Genomic DNA, 24,091 nt, shown 5'->3' on the forward strand with positions numbered 1-24,091 from the left:
CCCTTGCGCAGCGCCCCGCGCCCCCCAATATCCGGGCTATGGATGACATGCGCTCTGACGACCCGCCCCCGCCGCTTCCCGTGCCGCCCGAGGCGCGAATCGCCATCGCCGCGCTGGCTTTGCGCTGGAAGAAGGCGAACGGGCCGGTGATGGGGCTGCTCATCCGCTTCGGCGGCAGGCTGGAAAATCAGCTATCCGCCCTGCCCGCAGGCTTTCGCAACAGCATCGAACAGGTGACGGCGCGGGCGCTGGAAACCTCTTACGGCATCGCGCGTCACGGCGGGCGGCTGCCCGGCAGCGGCGAGCGCGGCACCATGGCGGCGGCGATGACCGCGGGCCTTGCGGGCGGCGCCGCGGGCCTGCCCGGCTCCATCGCGGAACTGCCGTTCACCATCACCGTGCTCTTGCACGCGATCCGGCGCGAGGCGACGAAAGCCGGGTTCGATCCCGACGATCCCTGGATCATGGCCGAGGCTTTGCGCACGCTCAGTTCCGGCAGCCCCATCGCCGCCGACGACGGGATCGACACCACCTTCCTCTCGGCCCGGATCGCGCTGACCGGCCCGGCGCTGCAACGGCTGATCGCCACGGTGGCGCCGAAACTCGCCGCGGCGCTTGGCCAGAAGCTCGCAGCCCAGGCGGTGCCGGTGCTCGGCGCGGTTTCGGGCGCGGCGCTGAACGCGGCCTTCCTGCGCTACTACCGCGAGATGGCGGCGATCCGCTTCGGCCTATTGCGGCTCGCGGAGACCCACGGCGCCGCCGCGGTGCTGGAGAATTTCGCCGAGGCCACGCGCCAGCCCCGCATCACCCGCGCCGGCTGAGCGGGATCAGCGCAGAGCCGCCAGCAGCGCGGGCGACGGCTCGCCGGTCGCCGCCATGCCGCGGCTGCGCTGGAACGCCGTAATCGCCTCGCGCGATTTCGGACCGATCACCCCGTCGGTGCCGCCGGTGTCAAATCCCGCTGCCGTCAGCCGGCGCTGCAATTCCTGACGGTCGGCTTTGGTCAGCCCCGTCGCATCGGGGCCGAAGGCCGCGCGCACCGGCCCGCCGCCGAGGATCCGGTCCGACAGATGCCCGACGCCGATCGCGTAATTCTCGGCATTATTGTAGCGCAGGATGACGTTGAAATTCTGCGTCAGCAGGAAGGCGGGCGTGCCCACGCCGCCCGGCGCGATGATCGAGCCACCCACGGCCAAAGCGCCGCCCCCGGCCCGCGTGACGCCAAGCGCATTCCACTCCGCCGCCGATTTCCCCTTGCCGCGACCCAAAAGGCCCGGGTTGAAGCCCCCCGGCAGGCTGACCTCCATCCCCCAGGGCAGGCCCTTCTGCCAGCCCGAACGCCGCACGTAATTCGCGGTCGAGGCCAAAGCGTCGGTGGGATCGTCCGACCAGATGTCGCGCCGCCCGTCGCCGGTGAAATCCACCGCATATTCCAGGTAGGATGTCGGGATGAACTGGGTATGCCCCATCGCGCCCGCCCAGCTTCCGACCATCCGCGCGGGCGGGATGTCGCCGGCCTGAAGGATGCGCAGGGCGCCGTCGAGCTGGCTCTCGAAGAAAGCGCCGCGGCGGCCATCATAGGCCAGCGTCGACAGCGCCGAGATCACCGGCACATTGCCCCGCCTCGTGCCGAAGAAGCTCTCCAGCCCCCAGAAGGCGGCGACGACATGGCCCTCCACCCCGTAGCGGGCCTCGATGGCGGCAAGCGTGGCGCCATGGCGCGCATACATCTGACGGCCGAGCGAGACCCTCTCGTCCGAGGCCGCGATGGAAAGGTAATCCTCCAGCGAGCGTTTGAACTCGGTCTGGTTGCGGTCCTTCTCGATCACATCGGGCAGGAATCCCGCGCCCTGGAAGGCGGCATTCAGCGTCGGGGCAGAGATCCCGCGGGCAGAGGCGCGGCTGCGGTAGCCCTCGACCCAGGCGTCCCAGCCCGGATTGGCGACCGGGCGCGGCGGCGGGGTCTCGCGGCTGCCGCTGCCTGCCACCGGCGCGCTGCCGCCGACGCAGCCCGAAAGCCATGCCGCGCCCGCAGCGAGAGGGGCGGTCAGAGTGAAAAATCTGCGGGAAATCATGCGCCTGCCTGCCGTTGTTTTCGATTTGGCAACAGATTAGCCCATCCCGACCGCGCCGCAAAGAGCATGAGCCCCGGACGGGCGGCCCGCCGCCCGCCTTATTCCTCGCCGGTTCTCTTCAGCTTCCAGGCGATCTGGCGCAGCATCCCGTGCAGGGTCTGCACCTCGGCCCGGGTCAGCCCCAGCCGGCCCCACATATTGCGCAGGTTCAGCTTCATCCCCCCGGCCTTGCTCTCGGGGAAGAAGAACCCGGCCGCCTCCAGCCGCTCCTCATAGTGATCGCCAAGCCGCCCGACCTCTTCGCGGCTGGCGAATTCGGTGCGCGCCAGCCCCATGACCGAGGGCGCCACATCCGCCCCCTGGCGGCCCCATTCATAGGCCAGGAGAAGCACCGCCTGCCCCATGTTGAGCGAGAAGAACTCCGGGTTCACCGGCACCGTCACGATGGCATTGGCGTGAACCAGATCGGCATTCTCCAGCCCGGCCCGCTCCGGCCCGAACAATATGCCGACACGCTTGCCTTCCGCCGACAGCGCGCGCGCCAGCGCCATCGCCGCCTCCGGCGTGAAGACCTCCTTCACCAGCTCTCGCGGCCGCGCCGTGGTGGCGAAGACGAAATCGCAATCCGCCACCGCCGCCCCCAGATCGGGGAAGATCCCGGCCCGCTCCAGCACCCGCCCGGCCCCGCTCGCCATGGCATTGGCCTTCGGATTGGGCCAGCCGTCGCGCGGATCGACGATCCGCATCCGGTCCAGCGCGAAATTCAGCATCGCCCGCGCCGCCGCCCCGATGTTCTCGCCCATCTGCGGCCGCACCAGCACGACGACCGGCGCGACCGGATCCGATTGCGACATAAGCGCCCCCTCGTGTTCAACGCCCGGCAGATAGCCCGCCCGGCGCCCCCGCACAAGCAAGCCTCATTTTCTGTCTGAAAATATCCCGGGGGGAGTCTGCGCAGCAGACGGGGGGCTGGCCCCCCGCGCCGGTAGCCAAAGCCGCCAAAGCCTGCTAATTCCCCGCCAAACCCTGCCGGAGCCCAAAATGGCCAGTGACGACCGCCCGCAGATCACCCTGATCACCCCGCCCTCGTTCCAGACGGATATCTTCGCCGACCAACTGGCGCGGGTGCTCGACGCGGTGGACATCGCCTGCCTCAGGATCTCGCTCGCCACCAAAGACACCGACAACCTCGGCCACGCCGCCGATCTGTGCCGCGAGATCGCCCATGCCCGCGACGTGGCGGTGGTGATCGACACCCATCTGCTGCTGGCCGAACGTCACGGGCTCGACGGCGTGCATCTGACCGACGGCGCGCGTTCGGTCAGGAAGGCGCGCAAGGATCTCGGCCCCGATGCCATCGTGGGCGCCTGGTGCGGCGCCAGCCGGCATGAGGGGCTGAACGCGGGCGAGGCGGGCGCGGATTACGTGGCTTTCGGCCCGGTAGGCGACACGGGTCTGGGCGACGGCAGCCGCGCCGGGCACGACCTCTTTGCCTGGTGGTCCGAGATGATCGAAGTGCCGGTGATCGCCGAGGGCGGGCTGAGCCTGGACCTGATCGAACGCTTCGCCCCGGTCAGCGATTTCTTCGCCATCGGCGAGGAGATCTGGCGCGCGGAAGACCCGCTCGCGGCGCTGAAGGCGCTGATCGCGCCGCTCGGCTGAGCCGCTTCAGGCCCGCGAAGGGAGGGCTCGCCCCTCCCCCCTCAGACCTTCCTGAACTGAATGTGGCGCTTCAGAAACCGCGTCGCATGGGCGCCGACCATCTCCGGCTCGCCGGTGGTGAGGAATTTCGACTCCGTCCCCGGGCCGAGGAATTCCGGCCTACGCGCAAGGTAATCGGCGAGGCTTTCCGCCACCAGCTTCGCCTGGGAATAGACCCGCACCTGCGGCCCGAGCGCCTGCTGGAACACCTGCTCCATCAGCGGATAATGGGTGCAGCCGAGGATCGCGGCCTCCGGATTGGGCATCCGCCGCTTCAGGGCCTCGACATGGCTTTTCACCAAAGCCTCGGCCAGGATCTCGTCGCCCTGTTCGATCGCATCGACCACGCCGCCGCAGGGCTGCGCCTCGACATCGACACCGATCGCGCGGAAGGCCAGCTCGCGCTGGAAGGCGCGGCTGGAAACCGTCGCCGGCGTCGCGAACAGGGCCACATGTTTCACCGCCACCTCGCGCGGGGGCGAGTTGTCGCCCCATTGCCGCTCGGTCAGCGCCTCGATCAGCGGCACGAACACGCCAAGAACGCGCTTGTCCTTCGGCAGCCAGCTCTCCTGCATCCGCCGCAGCGCCGCGGCCGAGGCGGTGTTGCAGGCCAGAATCACCAGATCGCAGCCCTCGGCCCACAGCCGTTCCACGGCGGCGCAGGTCAGATTGAAGATGTCCTCGGCATCGCGCACCCCGTAAGGCGCATGGGCATTGTCGCCGAAATAGACGAAGGGCACCTCGGGCAGCCGCCGCGCGACCGCATCCAGCACCGTCAGCCCGCCAAGGCCCGAATCAAAAACGCCGACCGCCATCTGCCTGCCTCTCTCTTGCCGGCGGCTTTCCCCGCCTTTTGCCGCGATCATAGGCGCAAGACGCAACCGGAGAAAGTCTTTGCTGCCCGAAGCAGCCGCAAAACCGCCAAAACGCCGCAGCCACAGCAAAATCGCGTGATCCGGTTTTCCTCTGGCGCATGGCTTGTGATAGGGTCCGCCGCGTATTGGAAAGGCGTAACGATGGACTGGGACAAGCTGAGGATCTTTCACGCGGTTGCCGACAAGGGCAGCCTGACGCATGCGGGAGATGTGCTGCATCTGTCGCAATCGGCGGTCAGCCGGCAGATCCGCGCGCTTGAGGAAAGCCTCGACGTGACCCTGTTCCACCGCCATGCCCGCGGCCTGATCCTGACCGAACAGGGCGAACTGCTGTTCGAGGCCACCCAGGCCATGGCCAAGCGGCTCGACGCCGCCGCCGCGCGCATCCGCGACAGCGAGGATGAGGTGTTCGGCGAACTCCGCGTCACCACCACCATGGGGTTCGGCACGCTCTGGCTGGCGCCGCGGCTGGCGCGGCTTTACGAGAAATTTCCCGCGCTCAAGATCGATCTGATGCTGGAGGAGCGCGTGCTCGACCTGCCGATGCGCGAGGCCGATGTCGCGATCCGCATGAAGGAACCGAGCCAGGCCGATCTGATCCGGCGCCGGCTGATGAACATCCGTATGCGGCTCTTCGCCTCGCCGGAATATATCCAGCGTCACGGCGCGCCGCAGAGCATGGCCGAGATGAGCCGGCACCGGCTGATCTGCCAGCATCCGGGCACCCCGCAGGTGGCCGCCGGCGCGCGGCTGGTGCAGGAGATCATGGCGCATGAGATCCCCTCGACCCTGCACGTCAACAATTACTTCGGCGTGCTCCAGGGGGTGATCAACCATCTCGGGGTCGGCGTGCTGCCCGATTACATCACCGAGGACAGCCCCAGCCTCGTGCGGGTTCTGGAGGATGTGGAATCGGGCGAGGTGCCGGTCTTCCTCGCCTATCCCGAGGAATTGCGCCATTCCAAGCGCGTGGCCGCGTTCCGCGATTTCGTGTCCGACGAGATCCAGAACTTCCGCCGCAGCCATCAGAGCTGAGGCGGCGCTCCGGGCGGCCAAAAATCTTCCAGGATTTTTGCAAATTCCTTTGAAGGAATTTGTCTGCCTCCTTTGACGCCGCGCCGCGGCGAAAGGCTGAATTCCGCGGCGATTTCAAAAGCGAAGGTGACAGCCATGCGTATCGCGCATGGCGGACATGCTGCACCTGCGACATCCCTGCTCTTGAACCCTTTGCAAACTGCCCATAAATAGTGCTGCGAGGCGCTGATCAGGGCAACCTGATCGCCCTCACCTCCCTGTTGGACTTAGGCCGAGCTTTGCTCGGCCTTTTTTTTGCGCCTGCCCGTTAGCGCAACCGCCGCTCTGCGGCGTCAGGGGTGCAGCGCTTTCGCGCCAGATTCGCCGCCCCGCCCCGTCCCGGCCCCTTCCCCAATCGCGCCGCATGTCCTAAGAGGCGGGCCAGATTTCCCGTCTGACGCGCCCGGAGGCAGATCCATGACCAAGAGCGAAGCCGCACAAGAGCCCGCGATCACCCCGGAACTGGTGGCCTCGCACGGGATCAAACCCGACGAATACCAGCGCCTGCTGGAAATCCTCGGCCGCGAACCCTCGTTCACCGAACTGGGGATCTTCTCGGCGATGTGGAACGAGCATTGCTCGTATAAGTCGTCGAAGAAATGGCTGCGCACCCTGCCGACCACCGGCCCGCAGGTGATCTGCGGCCCGGGTGAGAACGCGGGCGTGGTCGATATCGGCGACGGCCAGGCGGTGATCTTCAAGATGGAGAGCCACAACCATCCGTCCTATATCGAGCCGCATCAGGGCGCGGCGACCGGCGTGGGCGGCATCCTGCGCGATGTATTCACCATGGGCGCGCGGCCCGTTGCGGCGATGAACTCGCTTTCCTTCGGCCTGCCCTCGCATCCCAAGACCGCGCATCTGGTGAAGGGCGTGGTCGAGGGCGTCGGCTCTTACGGCAACGCCTTCGGCGTGCCGACGGTCGGCGGCGAGGTGCGTTTTCACCGCAGCTATAACGGCAACTGCCTCGTGAACGCTTTTGCGGCGGGGCTGGCCGATACCGACAAGATCTTCTACTCGGCCGCCTCCGGTGTGGGGATGCCGGTGGTCTATCTCGGCGCCAAGACCGGCCGCGACGGCGTGGGCGGGGCGACCATGGCCTCGGCGGAATTCGACGACACGATCGAGGAAAAGCGCCCCACCGTCCAGGTCGGCGACCCCTTCACCGAAAAGCGCCTGCTGGAGGCCTGTCTGGAACTGATGCAGACCGGCGCGGTGATCTCGATCCAGGACATGGGCGCGGCTGGCCTGACCTGTTCGGCAGTCGAGATGGGCGACAAGGGCGGCCTTGGGATCAGGCTGCAACTGAACGACGTGCCGCAGCGCGAGACCGGCATGACGGCCTATGAGATGATGCTCTCGGAAAGCCAGGAGCGGATGCTCATGGTGCTGAACCCCGAGATGGAAGACGTGGCCCGCGCGATCTTCGTCAAATGGGATCTCGATTTCGCCATCGTCGGCGAAACCATCCCCGAGGACCGCTTCCTGATCCTGCACGGCAATGAGATCAAGGCTGATATCCAGCTTTCCAAACTGTCGTCCTCGGCGCCGGAATACGACCGGCCCTGGGTGGAAACGCCCGCGCCCGCGGCCCTCGCGGAAGTGCCGCAGATCGGCGCCATCGACGGGCTGCGCGCGCTGATCGGCTCGCCGTCCTACGCCCACAAAGGCTGGGTTTTCGAGCAATACGACAGCCAGGTCGGCGCCGATACCGTTGTGACGCCGGGCCTGCCGGCGGGGGTGGTGCGGGTGCATGGCACGCAAAAGGCCCTCGCCTTCACCTCGGACGTGACCCCGCGCTACGTCAAGGCCAACCCGTATCAGGGCGGCAAGCAGGCGGTAGCCGAGGCGTACCGCAACCTCACAGCCATCGGCGCGCTGCCTTTGGCCACCACCGACAACATGAACTTCGGCAACCCGGAAAAGCCCGAGATCATGGGCCAGTTCGTCGGCGCCATCAAAGGCATCGGTGCGGCGGTCGAGGCTTTGGACATGCCGATCGTGTCGGGCAATGTCTCGCTCTACAACGAGACCGACGGCCAGCCGATCCTGCCCACGCCGACCATCGGCGCGGTGGGGATCCTCGCCTCGCTCGACGATCTGATCGCCGGGAAACCGGCCGAAGGCGACGTGGCGCTGCTGATCGGCGAGAGCTTCGGCCATCTCGGCCAGTCGGCGCTGCTGGCGGAAGCCTTCGGGATCGAGGCGGGCGATGCGCCGCCGGTCGATCTGGCGGCCGAGAAGCTGAACGGTGATTTCCTGCGCAGCCAGCGCCGCAACATCGTGGCGGCGACCGATCTGGGCGACGGCGGCCTTGCGCTGGCGGCTTTTGAGTTGGCCGAGGGCGCCGGGATCGGCGTCACGCTGACCGTCCAGGACACCGCGGCGCTGTTCGGCGAGGACCAGGCCCGCTATCTGGTCGCGGCCCGCGAAAGCGGCGCGGCGGAGATCGAGGCCGCGGCGCTGGCCGCTGGTGTCCCGGTCACGCGGGTGGGCAGGTTCGGGGGCTCCACGGTCGTCTTCGGGGCGGAAAGCGCGCCGCTCGCGGAGCTTTCCGCGCTCTACCGCAGCGCCTTCGCCTGCGCCATCGGCGGATGATCCGCCGGGCCGGGCCCGAAGATCTGGCGCGGGTGGACCTTGAGACGAAGGCCCGCCCGCGGGAACTGCTGGATCTGGGCCTTCCCTGGCTGGAAACCCTGCATGCCGACGAGACCGGCCGCATCCTGATCCTCGACGAGGAGGGTTTCGCCGGTTTCGCGGTGGTGGAGCAGCTTTATCCGGAAGTGTATTTCCTGGTGAACCTCGCCGTGACCCGCCCCGGGCGTGGCGATGGCCGCAGGCTGATCCGCGCCACGCTGGAGGCGGTTTTCGGCGAGTTGGGCGCGCACCGGCTGTTTTGCGACGTGGCCTTCGACAACGAGGCCGGGCTGAAAGCCTTCGCTCGCGCCGGATTCGTGCAGGAAGGCACGATGCGGCAATGCTGGAAGCGCGGCGGCGAATGGGTGGATTGCCACGCCTTTTCGATGCTGGCGGATGAGTGGCGGGCGGCGCAAGGGGGGCCTTCTGCCCCCCTCTGAGCCTGCGGCTCATTCACCCCCCGAGGATATTTTCAGACAGAAAATGAGGCCTGCCCCGCGCGTTGCAGCGCCTTGCGGCGCGTGGGCCCGCGGCCTAGATTGAACGGGAAGAACAGGAGGCCATCACATGCCGATGGAAGGCAAGGATATCGAAGCCCTCATCCGGGAAGCCTTTCCCGATGCGAAGATCACCATCACCGATCTGGCGGGCGACGGGAATCACTGGGCCGCCGAGGTGATCGACGAGAGCTTCCGCGGCATGAACCGGGTTCAGCAGCAGCGCGCGGTCTATGCCAGCCTGAAAGGCCGGATGGACGGCTCGAACGGCGAATTGCACGCGCTGGCGCTGACCACCAAGGCGCCGGAATGAACTGCCCCGCAACGGGGCTTTGTGAAATAGGGCAGATGCGGGCTCCGACGGCCCGGCTGCGTCCTGGAACCGGAAGGAAGACATGAGATGAGCGCGCAGGACCAGATCCGCGAAAAGGTCGAAACCAACGACGTGGTGCTGTTCATGAAGGGCAGCAAGGCCATGCCGCAATGCGGCTTTTCCAGCCGGGTGGCGGGGGTGCTGAACTATATGGGCGTCGATTATCTCGACGTGGACGTGCTGGCCGATGCCGAAATCCGCCAGGGGATCAAGGATTTCTCGGACTGGCCGACCATTCCGCAGCTTTACGTCAAGGGCGAGTTCGTCGGCGGCTGCGATATCGTGACCGAGATGACGCTGTCGGGCGAGCTGGACACGCTTTTCGAACAGAAGGGCGTCGGTTTCAACAAAGAGGCCGCAGACAAGATCCGCGAGGCGAATGCCTGATCCCCTGGCCCGGTTCCTTTAAAGGAACCGGGCCGGTTTCTTCAAAGAAACCGGTGCGAAATCTTTGAAGATTTCGCATCCTCTCCTGCTCACTCCTGTGCCTTGCAGGACAGAAGCTGCGTCTCCTCGCCGCGCTCGGCCCAGTAGAGCGTGGCCTCATCACCTTTCGTCCACCAGACGTAATGCGCCCCGTCCGAGGGCCAGCCGTAGCGGGCGCCCGAAGCCGAGGGTTCGTTCACCAGAGTGTTCTGCGCGCCCTCGACATGGATCACCGCGAGCGACAGATCGTCGGCGTTCACATAGGTCGCCGGCACCTCCACCCCACGGTCGCACAGATAGCGCGTGGTGGCGAAATCCGTCTGCCCGGCCGCCGCCGGCAGAGCCCCGAGCGCCACCAGCGCCGCCGCATAAATCCGCATCATACCACCTCCGATTGCAGTTTCTCTTCCAGCCGTTCGGCCAAAGCCTCGACCCGCGCGGCGATCTCGGCGAAGGTCTCCGGCACCTGCGGCGGGATCACCGGCACCTCGACCTTCTGCGCCTCGGGCGCCGGACGGCCCTCCAGCTCCGCCACCCGCTCGCGCAGCTGGCGCATCTCATCCTCTTGCGCGGCGGTCTTGTCGGCGAGCATCAGCCCCGCCATCAGAAGCATCTTCGCCTCGGGGAGCCGCCCCATCGAGGCGATCAGCGGCTGCGCCTCGTTGTCGAGATGCTGCGCCGCCGAGCGCAGGAAATGTTCCTCGCCGGGCTGGCAGGAGACGAGGAAACTGCGCCCGCCAATCAGGACTTCGATGTCAGGCATGTGCGGCCTCCTCCAGATGCGCCTCAAGCGCCGCGGAAATCTCGTCGAGTTCGGCCATCTCGCTCAGCCGCCCGGCGCGCAGGGCGTCAAGCTCGGCCAGCATGGCCCGGTTGATCAGCGCCGGATCCACCGCCCCGCCGGCGGCCGCCTCGTGCAGCCGGCGCAATTCCTCGCGCAGGGTGTCAGCGGTGCGGCGCAGACGCATCAGCTCCAGCCCCTGGGCGTCGATCTGGCCGGTCAGCGCCGCGATCCGGTCCTCATATCCGGCGCGCAGGGCCGCCTCGCGCTCGCGCGCTTCGGCGAGGCGTTCGCGCATCCTGACGAGCGTCGGCTCATCAGCCGGGGTTTCCGGCGGAGCCGCAGCCTCGGGTGCAACAGCCTCGGGGGCCGCAGCCACAGGGGCCTCTGGCGCCGCAGGGGCCAGCGCATCCGTCCGCGCCTGTTCCAGCGCGCCCGCCAGCGCATCTACGCCCGCGTCGATCCGCACCAGCGCGGCGGCGATGCGGCGTTCGAACTCCACGATTTCCTGCATTCCTGCCCTCGCTATTCTTCCTGCCCTGCCCGGCTGTGCCATCACGCCGCTTTCTGCCTTGCGCCTTCCCGGCCCCGCCTGCGGCGGCCGGTTCCTGTCCCCGCGCCCGAGGATAACCCGCGCGAATCGTGGAAGAAACCCCCTCGCCCGAGTTTAGCGCGATTTGCGCGCCCCCCTGCCAGGCTTTCTTCCGCCTCCGGATTTATTTCCGGCTTTCTTTCCCGGGGCTTGCCGGACAGCCGCGCGGCCCGGCTTGATCATGGCCCGGGGCGGGGGTATGGGCACTGATGTTTCCGCTATCAGAGCAGAGGATCTGTCCCGTGGATATTGCGACCCTTCGCGCCCGTCACCCCGATCACTGGATGCGCGCAGCCGCCATCCGCACCCTGACGCTCGATGCGGTCGCCGCCGCCAATTCGGGCCATTCCGGCATGCCGATGGGCATGGCAGATGTCGCCACGGTGCTGTTCTCGAAACATCTGAAATTCGACCCCTCGGCGCCGCGCTGGCCCGACCGCGACCGTTTCATCCTCTCGGCGGGCCATGGCTCGATGCTGATCTATTCGCTCTTGTATCTGACCGGATACGCCGATGTGACGCTGGAGCAGATCAAAAACTTCCGCCAGTGGGGCGCGATCACCGCGGGCCACCCGGAATACGGCCATGTCTCGGGGGTGGAGACGACGACCGGCCCGCTCGGCCAGGGCATCGCCAATTCGGTCGGCTTCGCCATGGCCGAGGAAAACCTGCGCGCGCGCTACGGGGCGAAGATCCAGGATCACTATACTTACGTGATCGCGGGCGACGGCTGCCTGATGGAGGGCGTCAGCCAGGAAGCGATCGGCATCGCCGGGCGGCAGAAACTGTCGCGGCTGATCGTGTTGTGGGACAACAACGACATCACCATCGACGGCAAGGTCTCGCTTTCCGACGTGACCGACCAGAAGGCGCGGTTCGCGGCCAGCGGGTGGGACATATTTGAATGCGACGGCCATGACCCCGAGGACATCGACCGCGCGATCACCGCGGCGAAGAAATCGCCCCGCCCGGCACTGATCGACTGCAAGACCCATATCGCGCTTGGCCATGCCGCGCAGGACACGTCGAAAGGCCATGGCGCGCTGACCGACAAGGCGCAGCTTGAGGCCGCGAAAGAGGGCTACGGCTGGAAGCACGGGCCTTTCGAGGTGCCTGCCGAGGTCAAATCCTGGTGGGAATCGCTCGGGAGCCGCGGCGCCGCCGCCCGCGCCGAATGGGAAACCCGTCTCGCCGCCCTGCCCCAGGGCAAACGCGCCGAGTTCGAGCGCACCTTCGCGCTTGAGGTGCCGGGCAAGCTCGCCTCGGCGATCCGCGCGCTGAAGAAGCAGGCGGCGGCGGATCAGCCGAAGCTGGCCACCCGCTCGGCCTCGGAAAAGGTGCTCAACGTCATCAACCCGATCCTGTCCGAGACCTTCGGCGGCTCGGCCGACCTCACCGGCTCGAACAACACCAAGACCGCCGATCTGGGCGTGTTCGACGTGGAAAGCCGTAAGGGCCGCTACATGTACTGGGGCATCCGCGAGCACGGCATGTCCTCGGCGATGAACGGCATGGCTTTGCATGGCGGCATCCGGCCCTATTCCGGCACCTTCATGGCCTTCACCGATTACGCCCGGCCCGCGATGCGGCTTTCGGCGCTGATGGGCCTGCCGGTGGTCTATGTGATGACCCATGATTCCATCGGTCTGGGCGAGGACGGCCCGACCCACCAGCCGGTCGAGCATCTGGCGATCAGCCGCGCGACGCCGAACACGCTCGTGTTCCGCCCGGCGGACCTGACCGAAGTGGCCGAGGCCTGGGAGATCGCGTTCAGCCAGAAGACCACGCCTTCGGTGATGGCGCTGTCGCGGCAGAACCTGATCGCTGTCAGGAAGACCCACACCAACCAGAACCTGACCGCGAAAGGCGCCTATGTGCTGGCCGAGGCCGAAGGCAGTCGCCAGGCGATCCTGATCGCCACCGGCTCCGAGGTCGAGATCGCGCTGAAGGCACGCGATCTCTTGCAGGCCGAAGGGATCGGCACCCGCGTGGTCTCGATGCCGTCGATGGAGCTGTTCGCGGCCCAGGACGAGGCCTGGCGCAAGAAAGTGCTGCCCGCCGGGCCGGTGCGCGTCGCCATCGAGGCGGGCGTGCGCCAGGGCTGGGACCGCTGGCTTCTGGGCGAGCGTGGACGCGAGGCGAAGGCCGGTTTCGTCGGCATGTCGTCCTTCGGCGCCTCGGCGCCCTACGACCGGCTGTATAAAGAGTTCGGCATCACCGCCGAAGCTGCGGCGGAAAAGGTCAAAGCGCTGCTCTGAGCCGCAGCTCCGCGAGAACAGGAAGGGCGGCCCCCGGGGTCGCCTTTTTTCTTTGCCCGGGGGTGCACGATGGTGCAGGCTATGGGGGCGGAGGACATGCCATGCCCCTCTCCCCTGCCCGGCTGCGGCTGAAACGCGCCTACGACCCGCCCGACGCGGCGGATGGCACCAGGGTGCTGGTCGACCGGATCTGGCCGCGCGGGGTGACGAAACAGGCGCTGGCCGCCGATCTCTGGCTGAAAGAGCTGGCGCCCTCGACCGGGCTGCGGCGCTGGTTCGGCCATGACCCGGCGAAATGGGATGAGTTTTGCCGCCGCTATCAGGCCGAAATAGCGGGGCGCGAGGAGTTGGACCAGCTCCGCGCCCTCGCCCGCAAGGGCCCGGTCACGCTGGTCTATGCCGCGCGCGATCAGGACCACAACAATGCCGTGGCCTTGCGCGAGATGCTGCTCTCAGACCAGGGCTGAGGGCCGGCTGATCTGCCCGCCGCCGACATTCGCCGCAACGCCGGTCGTGGTGCGGCACGAGGTCGGCAGACCCTTCGCCACCCGCACGGCGAGGAAGGCGAAGGCCTGGGCCTCCAGCATGTCGCCGTTCAGACCCACGGCCTCGACCGGCTCCACCGGGCAGGAAAGACGCCGCGCCAGCCCCTTCATCATCACCGGATTGTGCCGCCCGCCCCCCGTCACCAGCAGCCGCGAGACCGGACGCGGGAAGTGCTCTGCCCCCTTCACCACCGCGCTGACCGCAGCCGCCGTCAGCGTCGCCGCGGCGGAAGCGGTGTCGAGCTTCTTCGCAGCCTGCACCAGTTCCGCGAAAGCGTCGCGGTCGAGCGATTTCGGCGGGATCTTCAGGAAATACGGATGCGACAGGAACCGATCCAGCAGCGGTTTCTTCACCCGGCCTTTCGCCGCAACCTCGCCGCCCTCGTCACAGTCGCGGCCCGTCCGCGCCCGGATCAGATCGTTCAGCGGCGCATTGGCGGGGCCGGTATCAAACGCCAGCAGCGCGCCTTCCGCCTCGGGGCCGGGCTGGGTCGGGTCGATCCAGGTCAGGTTCCCCACACCGCCGAGGTTCAGGAACGCCAGGGGCCGGGTCGCGCCGATCTTCTTCGCCAGCGCGAAATGATAAAACGGCGCGAGCGGCGCCCCCTGGCCGCCCAAAGTCACATCCGCGGTGCGAAAATCCCAGACCACCGGCAGGCCCAGCACATCCGCGAGAAGCCCGCCGTTCCCCGCCTGATGGGTGCCGCGCCCGCCGGGCTCATGCGCCAAAGTCTGGCCGTGGAAGCCGACGATCTGCGCGCCCTCGAACCGCGCCAGCAATTCGGCATGGGCGGTCTCGACCACCTCGGCAGCCGCCTCGACGCCCTCGCCCGGCCAGCGGCCAAGCGCCGCGCGCAGGACAGCCTGCTCGGCGGGGGAATAGGGGCGGTAGGCATGCGGGCCGAACTCCAGCACCTGATGCCCGTCGGTCAGCACCATGGCCGCGTCCACCCCGTCGAGCGAGGTCCCCGACATCGCGCCAAGCGCCCAGACCGGGCCGTTCATCCACGGATCGCCGCGCATCTTTCCCTTTTACCCCTGCCCCGCTATACCGCTGCAATTCATTGCACGACAGCGCGGAGCGCACCATGGCCTACCATCCGAAATCAGAATTCCTGCGCGTGATGTTCGAGCGCGGCTTCGTCGCCGATTGCACGGATTACCAGGCGCTGGACGAGGCTTTGATCAAAGGGGTGGTGCCCGCCTATATCGGCTACGACGCAACGGCGGCCAGCCTTCATGTCGGCCATCTGATGAACATCATGGTGCTGCGCTGGCTGCAAAAGACCGGCCACAAGCCGATCACCCTGATGGGCGGCGGCACCACCAAGGTGGGCGATCCCTCGTTCCGGGCCGACGAGCGCCCGCTGCTGACGCCGGAAAAAATCGACGCGAACATCGCCGGGATGGGCCGCGTCTTCGCAAAATACCTCGCTTACGGCGACGGGCCGACCGATGCGATCATGCTCAACAATGCCGAATGGCTGGATCAGCTGAACTATCTCGATTTCCTGCGCGACATCGGGCGGCATTTCTCGGTCAACCGGATGCTGTCGTTCGAGAGCGTGAAATCCCGGCTCGACCGCGAACAGTCGCTGTCCTTCCTGGAATTCAACTACATGATCCTCCAGGCCTATGACTTCCTGGAGCTGAACCGCCGCTACGGCTGTCTGCTCCAGATGGGCGGCTCGGATCAGTGGGGCAATATCGTCAACGGGATCGACCTGACCCGCCGCGTGATCGACAAGGAAATCTACGGGCTGACGACGCCGCTCCTGACCACCTCGGACGGGCGCAAGATGGGCAAGTCCGCGAATGGCGCAGTCTGGCTAAACGAGCAGATGCTCAGCCCCTGGGAGTTCTGGCAGTTCTGGCGCAACACGACCGATGCCGATGTGGGCCGGTTCCTGAAGATCTTCACCGAACTGCCGGTCGGGGAATGCGACCGGCTGGGCGCGTTGCAGGGCTCCGAGATCAACGAAGCAAAGATCATCCTCGCCAATCTGGCGACCGCGCTTTTGCATGGCGAAGAGGCGGCAAAGGCCGCCGAGGCCACCGCGCGCGAGGTCTTTGAGAAGGGCGGGATCGGCGAGGATCTGCCCACCGTGAAGATCGCCCCCGCCGAAGTGGCGGACGGGCTGGGCATCGTGCAGCTTCTGGTGCGCGCGGGTCTGGCGGGCTCGGGCAAGGACGCGAAGCGCCTGATCGCCGAGGGCGGCGCGAAGCTGAACGACGAGGTAATCTTTGACGCCGGGCTGCGGATCGGTGCGGGCGAACTGGCCGAGCCGGTCAAGCTGACCGCCGGCAAGAAGCGCCACGCCCTGGTGGTGCTGGAGTGATGCGGCGCCTTGCCTGCCTTGCCGCGCTGATCGCTGCCCCCGCGGCGGCTGAGGTGGCCTGCCCGATGGAACACGCGGTCTACAGCGACGCGGCGACCGGCTTTCACCTGCGCTTCCGCCCGACCGAGCCATGGGAGAGCGTGGGGATGGTCATGGCGGTGTTCGACGCGGATCTTGCGGACGGCCGCCGCCTCTGGGGCGATGTCGCCAGCAACATGGGCACCAGCCGCGACATCGGCAGGCTCTATGACGGCTGCCCGCGCCCCGGCCAGGACGACGCCACCGACGACGAGGTGCTGGAGGGCTGCCGGGTCTGGGAGGGCGTGGTCTACGGGCTGGATTCGGGCCTGCTCATGGAAGGCCTGCCGGGGCCGGACCAGCCCGCGCCGCAAAGCCTGATCCTCGCGGACCTCGGGCGCCAGCTGCGCTATGCGGTGTTCTCCTCGCCGGGCGAGGAACCCTGGGATCAGCTGTTCCTGACCGGCTGCGGCGCCGAATGACGCGGCGGAAATGCAAAGGGGCCCGACAGGGCCCCTTTTTCGTCTTATCCTGCCGGGCGGATCACTCCGCCGGGGCGGCTTCCCCGGCCGGTGCTTCCTCAGCGGGTGCTTCCTCAGCGGGCGCTTCCTCAGCAGCAGGGGCGTCCGCAGCCGGAGCCTCGGCGGCAGGGGCTGCCGTTTCGGCCTCTTCCGCCTCACCCTCGACGGTGACTTTCGCCATCACATCGGGGGCGCCCTCGACCGCGCCGTTGCGCGCAGAATCGCCGCGCTTGATCTGATCGACCACATCCATGCCTTCGATCACCCGGCCCACGACGGTATATTGCCCGTCGAGGAAATCGCCCGGGGCGAACATGATGAAGAACTGGCTGTTGGCGGAATTCGGATCCTCGGAGCGCGCCATGCCGACGATGCCGCGCTGGAACGAGATGTCCGAGAACTCGGCCGCGATGTCGGGCAGTTCAGAGCCGCCCATGCCCGGACCGATGTATTCCACCGGGATTTCCATCCCCTGTACCTGCACGGTGCCCTCGGCCGCGCCTTTGGGCAGCGCCGCGATGGTGGCTTCCAGCTTCCCGGGATTGCCGAACTGAACGTCGCCGGTCTGGGCCATGAAGCCCTCCATCACGCGATGGAAGACCACGCCGTCATAGGCGCCGGATTTCGCCAGCGCGACGATCTGTTCGACGTGCTTCGGCGCCTTGTCCGAAAGCAGGTCGATCACCACGCGGCCATTCGCCTCGCCGGTGATCTCGATCACCAGATTCGGGCCGGGCAGATCGGGCACACCTTCGGCAAGCGCGGGCGCGGCGGCGAAGACGGAGAGCAGCGCGAGCTTACGCAACATCGGCGGCCACCCGGACGGTGATCATGCGGTCGGGCGTCACCGGCGGCTCGCCGCGGGTGATCTTGTCGACATGTTCCATCCCCGAGATCACCCGGCCGTAAACGGTATACTGGCCGTTCAGGAAATGGTTGTCCTTGAAATTGATGAAGAACTGGCTGTTCGCCGAGTCCGGGTTGGCCGAACGCGCCGCGCCGATCGTGCCGCGGTCATGCGGCAGTTTCGAGAATTCCGCCGGCAGGTCGTCATATTGCGACCCACCCGTGCCCGAGCGGCGCGGATTGTAGTCTTTTTCCATATTGGCATGTTCGACATCGCCGGTCTGGGCCATGAAACCCTCGATCACGCGGTGGAACGCCACATTGTCATAGGCCTTGTCGCGGGCAAGCTGCTTCATACGCCCGACATGCTTCGGTGCGACATCCGGGAGAAGCTCGATCACCACTTCGCCGTCCTTCAGCGTCAGGATGATGGTGTTCTCGGGGTCTTTGATCTCGGCCATTGTGCTTCCCTTGCAGGCTTTCGGTCGGGCGCGAGGGTAGCTGCGGGGCAAGGAAAGGGAAAGGGCAAACCGGCCTGATCGGTTGACGGCGGGTCATTTGTCGCCGAAAGAATTGCGCATAATCAGCGGGGCGCGCACCCTTCGCGCGCGCCACAGGAGGAGACCGGGAATGGGCTGGAAAACGCTGGACGACATCGCTTTGGCCGGAAAGGTCGTGCTGACCCGCGTGGACATCAACGTGCCGATGGAAGACGGCCGCGTCACCGACACCACCCGGATCGACAAGATCGCCCCCACGGTCGAGGACATCATCGCCCGCGGCGGCAAGGTGGTGCTTCTGGCCCATTTCGACCGCCCGAAGGGCAAGGTGGTGCCGGAGATGAGCCTCGGCCGCATCGCCCCCGCGCTGGAAGCCAGCCTCGGGCGCAAGGTGGTGTTCTCGCCCGAGAGCACCGGCGCGGCGGCGAAGGCGGCCATCGCCGAAGCCGGGCCGCATGATGTGGTGTTGCTTGAGAACAGCCGTTTCCACCCCGGTGAAGAGAAGAACGACCCCGATCTCGCCGCCGCCTTCGCCGCGCTCGGCGACATCTATGTGAACGACGCCTTCTCGGCCGCGCATCGGGCGCATGCCTCGACCGAAGGCGTGGCGCGGCTTCTGCCCCATGCGGCGGGGCGGCTGATGGAGGCGGAGCTGAAGGCGCTGGACGCCGCGCTCGGGAAGCCCGCGCGCCCGGTGATGGCGGTTGTGGGCGGCGCCAAGGTCTCGACCAAGCTGGATCTGCTGGGCAATCTGGTCGCGAAGGTCGATCACCTGGCGATCGGCGGCGGCATGGCGAACACCTTTCTGGTGGCGCAAGGCGTGAACGTGGGCAAATCGCTGGCCGAGCGCGACATGGCCGAGACCGCCCGCGAGATCCTGAAAAAGGCCGAGGCCGCGGGCTGCCGGATCCATCTGCCGGTCGATGTGGTGGTGGCGCAGGAGTTCAGGGCCGGCGCCGCCAGCCGGATCGTGCCGGTCTCGGCCTGCCCTGACGATGCGATGATCCTCGACGCCGGGCCCGAGACGGTCGCGGGCCTCAGGGCGGTGATGGGCCAATGCGCCACGCTGATCTGGAACGGCCCGCTCGGCGCCTTCGAGATCGCGCCCTTCGACGCGGCGACCGTGGCCGCCGCGCGCGAGGCCGCGCGGCTGACCCAGGCCGGGCAGCTGATCTCGGTCGCGGGCGGCGGCGATACGGTGGCGGCGCTGAACCAGGCCGGGGCGGCGCAGGATTTCACCTTCATCTCGACCGCGGGCGGCGCCTTCCTCGAATGGATGGAAGGCAAGGAACTGCCGGGCGTCGCCGCGCTGCTGGCATAAGCGCGCGCGCTTACGCTAACAGCATTGCAGCGGGGGCGGGTCTGGCGCTAAGGCGCACCGCAACAGAGTCTGATCCGGGAAGGGTATCGCGATGAGCAAGGCAGAAATGACGGCGCAGATCGGCAAGGGCAACGGCTTCATCGCCGCGCTGGACCAGTCGGGGGGCTCGACCCCCAAGGCGCTGAAGCAATACGGGATCGAATCCGACGCCTGGACCGATGAGACCGGCATGTTCGATCTGGTCCATGCCATGCGCGCGCGGATCATCAAAAGCCCGGCCTTCTCGGGCGACAAGGTGATCGGCGCGATCCTGTTCGAGCAGACCATGGACCGCGAGATCGACGGCATCCCGACCGCGACCTATCTCTGGGACAAGCGCCGGGTGGTGCCGTTCCTCAAGATCGACAAGGGCCTTGCCGACGAGGCGCAGGGGTGCCAGCTGATGAAGCCGATGCCGGAGCTGGACGCGCTGCTTTCGCGCGCGGTCAAGGCCGGGATCTTCGGCACCAAGGAACGCTCGGTGATTTCGGCGGCGGATGAGGCCGGGATCAAAGCGGTGGTCGAACAGCAGTTCGCGGTCGGCAAACAGGTGCTGTCGCATGGTCTGATGCCGATCATCGAGCCCGAGGTCACGATCACCATCGCCGACAAGGCCGAGGCCGAGGCGATCCTGCGCCGCGAGATCCTCGCACAGCTCGACGCGCTGCCCGAGGGCGTTCAGGTCATGCTCAAGCTGACCCTGCCCTCCGAGGCGAATTTCTACGCCCCGCTCGTCGATCATCCGAAAGTGCTGAAAGTGGTGGCGCTGTCGGGCGGCTATTCGCGCGACGAGGCCAACCGGATGCTGGCGCAAAACCGCGGCGTGATCGCGTCGTTCTCGCGCGCTTTGTCCGAGGGGCTGAAGGCGCAGCAGAGCGAGGGCGAATTCGACGCCACGCTGAAAGCGGCGGTGGATTCGATCCACGCGGCCTCGGTCGCGGGCTGAAGGCACGAAATCGTAAGGGAACCCCGCGAGACAAGGGATTCCCTTACGATTCGTTTCATGCGATGATTCGCCCGACGCCCCCATGCAAGAGGGGCAGCAGAGGCATCGGCATATGACACGGGTTCAGGCGCGGCGCAGCATCGGCGGGCTGATCTATTTCGCCGTCGCGATCACGCTCGGCATTTATTTCACCTTCGCCGCGGTGCAGGGCGATTACGGCGTGTTCCGCCGGGTCGAGATCAATGCCGAAGCCGCGGTGCTGCGCGGCGAGCGCGACCGGCTGGCGCTGGACCTGGCGGATATGCGCAATCTGACGCATCGCCTGTCGGACAATTACCTCGACACCGACCTTCTGGACGAGCGCGCCCGCGAAGTGCTGGGCTATATGCGCGCGGATGAGATCGTCATTCGCTGAAAGGCCCTGACCGGCGCGCGGGTTGGGCCCCGGGGTCGGCAAGACATCAGAGCATGGCCCGCGCGGCAGGCCATGCCCCGGGATGCGCTCAGGACTTCCGGCGCAGCGCCTCTCTCTCGCGCGCGGCTTCCAGCCCCTCCATGAATTCCTTGTGCTTCTTGCGGCCGGCGGCAGCGCGCTGGATCTCTGCCGGGGTTGCGGGCCGGCTCAGATATTCTGCGAGATTAAAGGGCGCCTTTTGCGAAAAATTCGTCATGTCAGCCTCCGTGCGGCGAGGTGCCGTCACTCCCCTTTAGCAGACCCGTCACCGAAAGGCCCGCGCTTGTTCGGGGCGGATGAACTCCGCTTTTGCGGGGTTCAGGTGTCGCTCACCTGCCGCGAGACAAACCACTGCGTCCCGTCGGGCGAGCGGAAGCCCCCGCGCCGGTCGCCGTCGCCCTTCTCGGTCATCGCCTGTATCAGTTCGGCCCCCGCCGCGAGGGCGTGCGCCAGGGCGGCATCGGGATCCTCCAGATAGAGATGCAGCATGGCCTGAGGCCCTTTTGCCTCGCCCATCATCAGAACGCTGTCGCCGATCCGGCATTCGGCATGCATGATGCCACCCCCCTCCCTCGGGATGACCCTGAGGCGGGTGGCCGCAAACACGGTTTCGCAGAAGGCCAGAACCGCCCCGGCGTCCTCGACCAGCAGATAGGGGGCAAGATCGGTATAGCTCTCGGGTTTGTAAGCCATCCGGGGATGATTTCGGAGGACCCCGCCCCTGTCAAGGCCGGGTGCCGTAAGCGGTATGGCCCTGAGCGGCAGAGCGGCGCTGGCCGGAAAGCGCGACCGGCGCATTTTCGCTTTGACCCAGCAAACTCCGATACACTATAAATGGTTTAACGCTAAACCATTCTCCGGGGAGGAGCGCATGGCACGAAAGCCCGAGCCGAGGCCCAATGTCTCGAAAGACGAGCTGCTGAAATACTACCGCGAGATGCTTCTGATCCGGCGGTTCGAGGAAAAGGCGGGCCAGCTTTACGGCATGGGGCTGATCGGCGGCTTCTGCCACCTCTATATCGGCCAGGAGGCGGTTGTGGTCGGCCTGGAGGCCGCCGCGAAAGAGGGCGACAAGCGCATCACCAGCTACCGCGACCACGGCCATATGCTGGCCTGCGGGATGGAGCCGAAGGGCGTGATGGCGGAACTGACCGGGCGCATCGGCGGCTACTCGAAGGGCAAAGGCGGCTCGATGCATATGTTCAGCCGCGAGAAGCATTTCTACGGCGGCCATGGCATCGTCGGCGCCCAGGTGCCGCTCGGGGCCGGGCTGGCCTTCGCCGACCGCTATCTCGGCAATGACAACGTGACCTTCACCTATTTCGGCGACGGCGCGGCCAACCAGGGCCAGGTCTATGAAACCTACAACATGGCCGAACTCTGGAGCCTGCCGGTGGTTTTCGTGATCGAGAACAACCAGTATGCCATGGGCACCAGCGTGAAACGCTCGACCAAATCCACCACGCTTTACGAGCGCGGCGTGGCCTACGGCATTCCGGGCGAGCAGGTCGACGGCATGGATGTGCTGGCGGTCAAGGCCGCGGGCGAGAAGGCGGTGGCGCATTGCCGCGCCGGCAAGGGGCCCTACATCCTGGAAATGATGACCTACCGCTACCGCGGCCATTCGATGTCGGATCCGGCGAAATACCGCACCCGCGAAGAGGTCGAGAAGATCCGCACCGAGAAGGACTGCATCGAGCATGTCCGCGATCTGCTGACCCAGGGCGGGCTGGCCTCGGACGAGGATCTGAAAGCCATCGACAAAGAGATCAAGGCGCTGGTGAACGAGGCGGCCGAATTCTCGAAGGAAAGCCCGGAGCCGCCGGTGGCGGAACTCTGGACCGATATCACCGTCTGAGGGAGGAGAGACGATATGGCAACGCAGGTTCTGATGCCGGCGCTTTCTCCGACCATGGAGGAAGGCACCCTCGCCAGATGGCTGGTGAAAGAGGGCGATACGGTGAAATCCGGCCAGGTCATCGCCGAGATCGAGACCGACAAGGCGACGATGGAGTTCGAGGCGGTCGATGAAGGGATCATCGGCAGGCTGCTGGTCGCCGAAGGGGCGGCCGGGGTGAAGGTGAATACCCCGATCGCCGTCCTGATCGAAGAGGGCGAGGACGCCTCTTCCGTCGCTGACGCTCCCTCATCGGCCCCGGCCACAGCGAAGAGCGAAAGCGATGAGCGGCCCGCGGCAGCAGTCGCGGCGGTCCCGGCCGCCCCTGCCCCGGTGCAGCCTGCGAAGGGCTGGCCGCATGCCGACCTGCCCGAAGGCGCACAGACCAAGACCATGACCGTGCGCGAGGCCCTGCGCGAGGCCATGGCCGAAGAGATGCGCGCCGCACCCAACGTCTTTCTGATGGGCGAAGAGGTCGGCGAATATCAGGGCGCCTACAAGATCAGCCAGGGGCTGCTCGACGAATTCGGCTCGAAACGGGTGGTCGATACCCCGATCACCGAACACGGTTTCGCCGGGATCGCGGTCGGCGCCTCCTGGGGGGGGCTGCGGCCCATCGTCGAATTCATGACCTTCAACTTCGCGATGCAGGCCATCGACCATCTGATCAATTCGGCGGCCAAGACGCTTTACATGTCCGGGGGCCAGATGGGCTCGCCCATCGTGTTCCGCGGCCCGAACGGCGCGGCGGCGCGGGTGGGCGCGCAGCACAGCCAGGATTACGCCGCCTGGTATGCGGCAATTCCGGGGCTGAAAGTGGCGATGCCCTGGTCGGCGGCCGATGCCAAAGGCCTGCTGAAAACCGCGATCCGCGACAACAATCCGGTGATCTTCCTCGAAAACGAGATCATGTATGGCCGCAGCTTCGAGGTGCCGGTGGGCGACGATTTCACCATCCCCTTCGGCAAGGCCTCGATCGTGCGGGAGGGCCGCGACGTGACCCTGGTCTCCTTCGGGATCGGCGTGAGCCATGCGCTGGCGGCCGCGGAAGAACTGGCGAAAGAGGGGATTGAGGCCGAGGTGATCAACCTGCGCACGCTCCGCCCCATCGACTACGACACGGTGCTGGCGAGCGTGCAGAAGACCAACCGCTGCGTGACCGTCGAGGAAGGCTTCCCGGTCGGGTCCATCGGCGATCATCTCGCCTCCACCATCATGCAGCGCGCCTTCGACTGGCTGGACGCGCCGGTGGTGACCTGCACCGGCAAGGACGTGCCGATGCCCTATGCGGCCAATCTGGAAAAGCTCGCGCTCATCACCCCGGCCGAAGTGGTCGCGGCGGTGAAGTCGGTCTGCTACCGCTGAGGGAGGGGAAA

The 24,091-nt window shown here is 66.8% G+C and carries 27 protein-coding genes and 1 pseudogene; 16 read left to right on the forward strand and 12 right to left on the reverse strand.

The features are described 5' to 3' along the window. Positions 1 to 47: 47 nt before the first annotated feature. Complete coding sequence (locus XINFAN_RS15725) at positions 48 to 821, forward strand: EcsC family protein (RefSeq protein ID WP_124087821.1); 774 nt, start codon at positions 48 to 50, stop codon at positions 819 to 821. A 6-nt stretch (positions 822 to 827) separates the two neighbouring features. Here the strand turns inward: XINFAN_RS15725 and XINFAN_RS15730 are convergent, their stop codons facing one another. Further along, on the reverse strand, positions 828 to 2,075 hold the full coding sequence (locus tag XINFAN_RS15730) for a lytic murein transglycosylase (RefSeq protein WP_124087822.1): 1,248 nt from the start codon (positions 2,073 to 2,075) through the stop codon (positions 828 to 830). A gap of 98 nt (positions 2,076 to 2,173) precedes the next feature. Then, the gene (locus tag XINFAN_RS15735) at positions 2,174 to 2,929 is read right to left on the reverse strand and encodes an RNA methyltransferase (RefSeq protein ID WP_124087823.1); all 756 of its coding nucleotides are present in this window, start codon (positions 2,927 to 2,929) and stop codon (positions 2,174 to 2,176) included. A 187-nt stretch (positions 2,930 to 3,116) separates the two neighbouring features. Here XINFAN_RS15735 and XINFAN_RS15740 point away from each other — a divergent pair, with 187 nt between their 5' ends. Next, on the forward strand, positions 3,117 to 3,737 hold the full coding sequence (locus tag XINFAN_RS15740) for a thiamine phosphate synthase (protein WP_124087824.1): 621 nt from the start codon (positions 3,117 to 3,119) through the stop codon (positions 3,735 to 3,737). 41 nt (positions 3,738 to 3,778) lie between these two features. Here the strand turns inward: XINFAN_RS15740 and murI are convergent, their stop codons facing one another. After that, on the reverse strand, positions 3,779 to 4,591 hold the full coding sequence (murI, locus tag XINFAN_RS15745) for a glutamate racemase (RefSeq protein ID WP_124087825.1): 813 nt from the start codon (positions 4,589 to 4,591) through the stop codon (positions 3,779 to 3,781). 201 nt (positions 4,592 to 4,792) lie between these two features. Here murI and XINFAN_RS15750 point away from each other — a divergent pair, with 201 nt between their 5' ends. Then, positions 4,793 to 5,686, forward strand: a complete 894-nt coding sequence (locus XINFAN_RS15750; protein ID WP_124087826.1) for a LysR family transcriptional regulator — start codon at positions 4,793 to 4,795, stop codon at positions 5,684 to 5,686. Here XINFAN_RS15750 and XINFAN_RS21795 read toward each other — a convergent pair. Next, positions 5,677 to 5,823, reverse strand: a complete 147-nt coding sequence (locus XINFAN_RS21795; protein WP_160144638.1) for a hypothetical protein — start codon at positions 5,821 to 5,823, stop codon at positions 5,677 to 5,679. The genes XINFAN_RS15750 and XINFAN_RS21795 overlap by 10 nt on opposite strands. 319 nt (positions 5,824 to 6,142) lie before the next feature. Here XINFAN_RS21795 and purL point away from each other — a divergent pair, with 319 nt between their 5' ends. From purL to grxD, 4 genes are all read left to right on the forward strand, one after another. Then, positions 6,143 to 8,323 (forward strand): phosphoribosylformylglycinamidine synthase subunit PurL, encoded by a 2,181-nt coding sequence (gene purL / locus XINFAN_RS15755; protein WP_124087827.1) that lies wholly within the window; start codon positions 6,143 to 6,145, stop codon positions 8,321 to 8,323. Continuing rightward, positions 8,320 to 8,802, forward strand: a complete 483-nt coding sequence (locus tag XINFAN_RS15760) for a GNAT family N-acetyltransferase (protein WP_124087828.1) — start codon at positions 8,320 to 8,322, stop codon at positions 8,800 to 8,802. The genes purL and XINFAN_RS15760 overlap by 4 nt, the downstream gene beginning before the upstream one ends. 127 nt (positions 8,803 to 8,929) lie before the next feature. Next, positions 8,930 to 9,172, forward strand: coding sequence for a BolA/IbaG family iron-sulfur metabolism protein (locus tag XINFAN_RS15765; protein WP_124087829.1), 243 nt, complete (start codon positions 8,930 to 8,932; stop codon positions 9,170 to 9,172). Between the two features lie 87 nt (positions 9,173 to 9,259). Continuing rightward, a complete protein-coding gene (gene grxD, locus XINFAN_RS15770) occupies positions 9,260 to 9,619 on the forward strand; it encodes a Grx4 family monothiol glutaredoxin (RefSeq protein WP_124087830.1) in 360 nt (119 codons plus the stop codon). A gap of 89 nt (positions 9,620 to 9,708) precedes the next feature. On the opposite strand, the gene XINFAN_RS15775 is transcribed toward grxD, so the two are convergent. From XINFAN_RS15775 to XINFAN_RS15785, 3 genes are read right to left on the reverse strand one after another with little or no spacing between them, the layout of a single operon-like run. After that, complete coding sequence (locus XINFAN_RS15775; protein WP_124087831.1) at positions 9,709 to 10,041, reverse strand: MliC family protein; 333 nt, start codon at positions 10,039 to 10,041, stop codon at positions 9,709 to 9,711. After that, positions 10,038 to 10,421 carry a cell division protein ZapA gene (locus tag XINFAN_RS15780; protein WP_124087832.1) on the reverse strand — a complete coding sequence of 128 codons (384 nt, stop codon included), beginning with the start codon at positions 10,419 to 10,421 and terminating at the stop codon, positions 10,038 to 10,040. The genes XINFAN_RS15775 and XINFAN_RS15780 overlap by 4 nt, the downstream gene beginning before the upstream one ends. Further along, complete coding sequence (locus tag XINFAN_RS15785; RefSeq protein WP_124087833.1) at positions 10,414 to 10,953, reverse strand: hypothetical protein; 540 nt, start codon at positions 10,951 to 10,953, stop codon at positions 10,414 to 10,416. The genes XINFAN_RS15780 and XINFAN_RS15785 overlap by 8 nt, the downstream gene beginning before the upstream one ends. A 320-nt stretch (positions 10,954 to 11,273) precedes the next feature. Here XINFAN_RS15785 and tkt point away from each other — a divergent pair, with 320 nt between their 5' ends. Beyond that, positions 11,274 to 13,289, forward strand: a complete 2,016-nt coding sequence (tkt, locus tag XINFAN_RS15790) for a transketolase (protein WP_124087834.1) — start codon at positions 11,274 to 11,276, stop codon at positions 13,287 to 13,289. Between the two features lie 101 nt (positions 13,290 to 13,390). After that, positions 13,391 to 13,756 (forward strand): DUF488 domain-containing protein, encoded by a 366-nt coding sequence (locus XINFAN_RS15795; RefSeq protein ID WP_124087835.1) that lies wholly within the window; start codon positions 13,391 to 13,393, stop codon positions 13,754 to 13,756. On the opposite strand, the gene XINFAN_RS15800 is transcribed toward XINFAN_RS15795, so the two are convergent. Further along, positions 13,742 to 14,857 (reverse strand): anhydro-N-acetylmuramic acid kinase, encoded by a 1,116-nt coding sequence (locus XINFAN_RS15800; RefSeq protein WP_233352251.1) that lies wholly within the window; start codon positions 14,855 to 14,857, stop codon positions 13,742 to 13,744. The two genes, XINFAN_RS15795 and XINFAN_RS15800, sit on opposite strands and share 15 nt — an antisense overlap. Before the next feature lie 65 nt (positions 14,858 to 14,922). Here XINFAN_RS15800 and tyrS point away from each other — a divergent pair, with 65 nt between their 5' ends. Together tyrS and XINFAN_RS15810 are read left to right on the forward strand one after the other, a co-directional pair. Then, complete coding sequence (gene tyrS / locus XINFAN_RS15805) at positions 14,923 to 16,173, forward strand: tyrosine--tRNA ligase (protein WP_124087836.1); 1,251 nt, start codon at positions 14,923 to 14,925, stop codon at positions 16,171 to 16,173. After that, on the forward strand, positions 16,173 to 16,673 hold the full coding sequence (locus XINFAN_RS15810) for a hypothetical protein (RefSeq protein ID WP_124087837.1): 501 nt from the start codon (positions 16,173 to 16,175) through the stop codon (positions 16,671 to 16,673). Before tyrS ends, XINFAN_RS15810 begins: the two co-directional genes overlap by 1 nt. Before the next feature lie 202 nt (positions 16,674 to 16,875). Here XINFAN_RS15810 and XINFAN_RS15815 read toward each other — a convergent pair. Both XINFAN_RS15815 and XINFAN_RS15820 read right to left on the reverse strand, forming a co-directional pair. Then, positions 16,876 to 17,520, reverse strand: a pseudogene (locus XINFAN_RS15815) (peptidylprolyl isomerase); the annotation flags it as partial. Next, complete coding sequence (locus XINFAN_RS15820; protein ID WP_124087839.1) at positions 17,510 to 18,019, reverse strand: peptidylprolyl isomerase; 510 nt, start codon at positions 18,017 to 18,019, stop codon at positions 17,510 to 17,512. The gene XINFAN_RS15820 and the pseudogene XINFAN_RS15815, both read right to left, overlap by 11 nt. A 169-nt stretch (positions 18,020 to 18,188) precedes the next feature. Between XINFAN_RS15820 and XINFAN_RS15825 the strand changes: the two genes are divergently transcribed. The 3 genes from XINFAN_RS15825 (at position 18,189) to XINFAN_RS15835 (ending at position 20,779) form a co-directional block, all read left to right on the forward strand. Continuing rightward, positions 18,189 to 19,379, forward strand: a complete 1,191-nt coding sequence (locus XINFAN_RS15825; RefSeq protein ID WP_124087840.1) for a phosphoglycerate kinase — start codon at positions 18,189 to 18,191, stop codon at positions 19,377 to 19,379. Between the two features lie 91 nt (positions 19,380 to 19,470). Beyond that, positions 19,471 to 20,364, forward strand: coding sequence for a fructose bisphosphate aldolase (locus XINFAN_RS15830; RefSeq protein WP_124087841.1), 894 nt, complete (start codon positions 19,471 to 19,473; stop codon positions 20,362 to 20,364). A 112-nt stretch (positions 20,365 to 20,476) separates the two neighbouring features. Next, positions 20,477 to 20,779, forward strand: a complete 303-nt coding sequence (locus XINFAN_RS15835; protein WP_124087842.1) for an FtsB family cell division protein — start codon at positions 20,477 to 20,479, stop codon at positions 20,777 to 20,779. A gap of 88 nt (positions 20,780 to 20,867) precedes the next feature. On the opposite strand, the gene XINFAN_RS21800 is transcribed toward XINFAN_RS15835, so the two are convergent. Both XINFAN_RS21800 and XINFAN_RS15840 read right to left on the reverse strand, forming a co-directional pair. Then, on the reverse strand, positions 20,868 to 21,035 hold the full coding sequence (locus XINFAN_RS21800) for a hypothetical protein (protein WP_160144639.1): 168 nt from the start codon (positions 21,033 to 21,035) through the stop codon (positions 20,868 to 20,870). A gap of 101 nt (positions 21,036 to 21,136) precedes the next feature. After that, positions 21,137 to 21,511, reverse strand: coding sequence for a VOC family protein (locus XINFAN_RS15840; RefSeq protein ID WP_124087843.1), 375 nt, complete (start codon positions 21,509 to 21,511; stop codon positions 21,137 to 21,139). A gap of 178 nt (positions 21,512 to 21,689) precedes the next feature. On the opposite strand from XINFAN_RS15840, the gene pdhA reads away from it, so the two are divergent. Next, entirely contained in the window at positions 21,690 to 22,676 is a 987-nt protein-coding gene (gene pdhA, locus XINFAN_RS15845; RefSeq protein ID WP_124087844.1) for a pyruvate dehydrogenase (acetyl-transferring) E1 component subunit alpha, read from the forward strand. 15 nt (positions 22,677 to 22,691) lie between these two features. Further along, complete coding sequence (locus tag XINFAN_RS15850) at positions 22,692 to 24,080, forward strand: pyruvate dehydrogenase complex E1 component subunit beta (protein WP_124087845.1); 1,389 nt, start codon at positions 22,692 to 22,694, stop codon at positions 24,078 to 24,080. Positions 24,081 to 24,091: the final 11 nt, after the last annotated feature.

The organism is Pseudogemmobacter humi (assembly GCF_900609055.1).
GTDB classification, from domain to species: domain Bacteria; phylum Pseudomonadota; class Alphaproteobacteria; order Rhodobacterales; family Rhodobacteraceae; genus Pseudogemmobacter; species Pseudogemmobacter humi.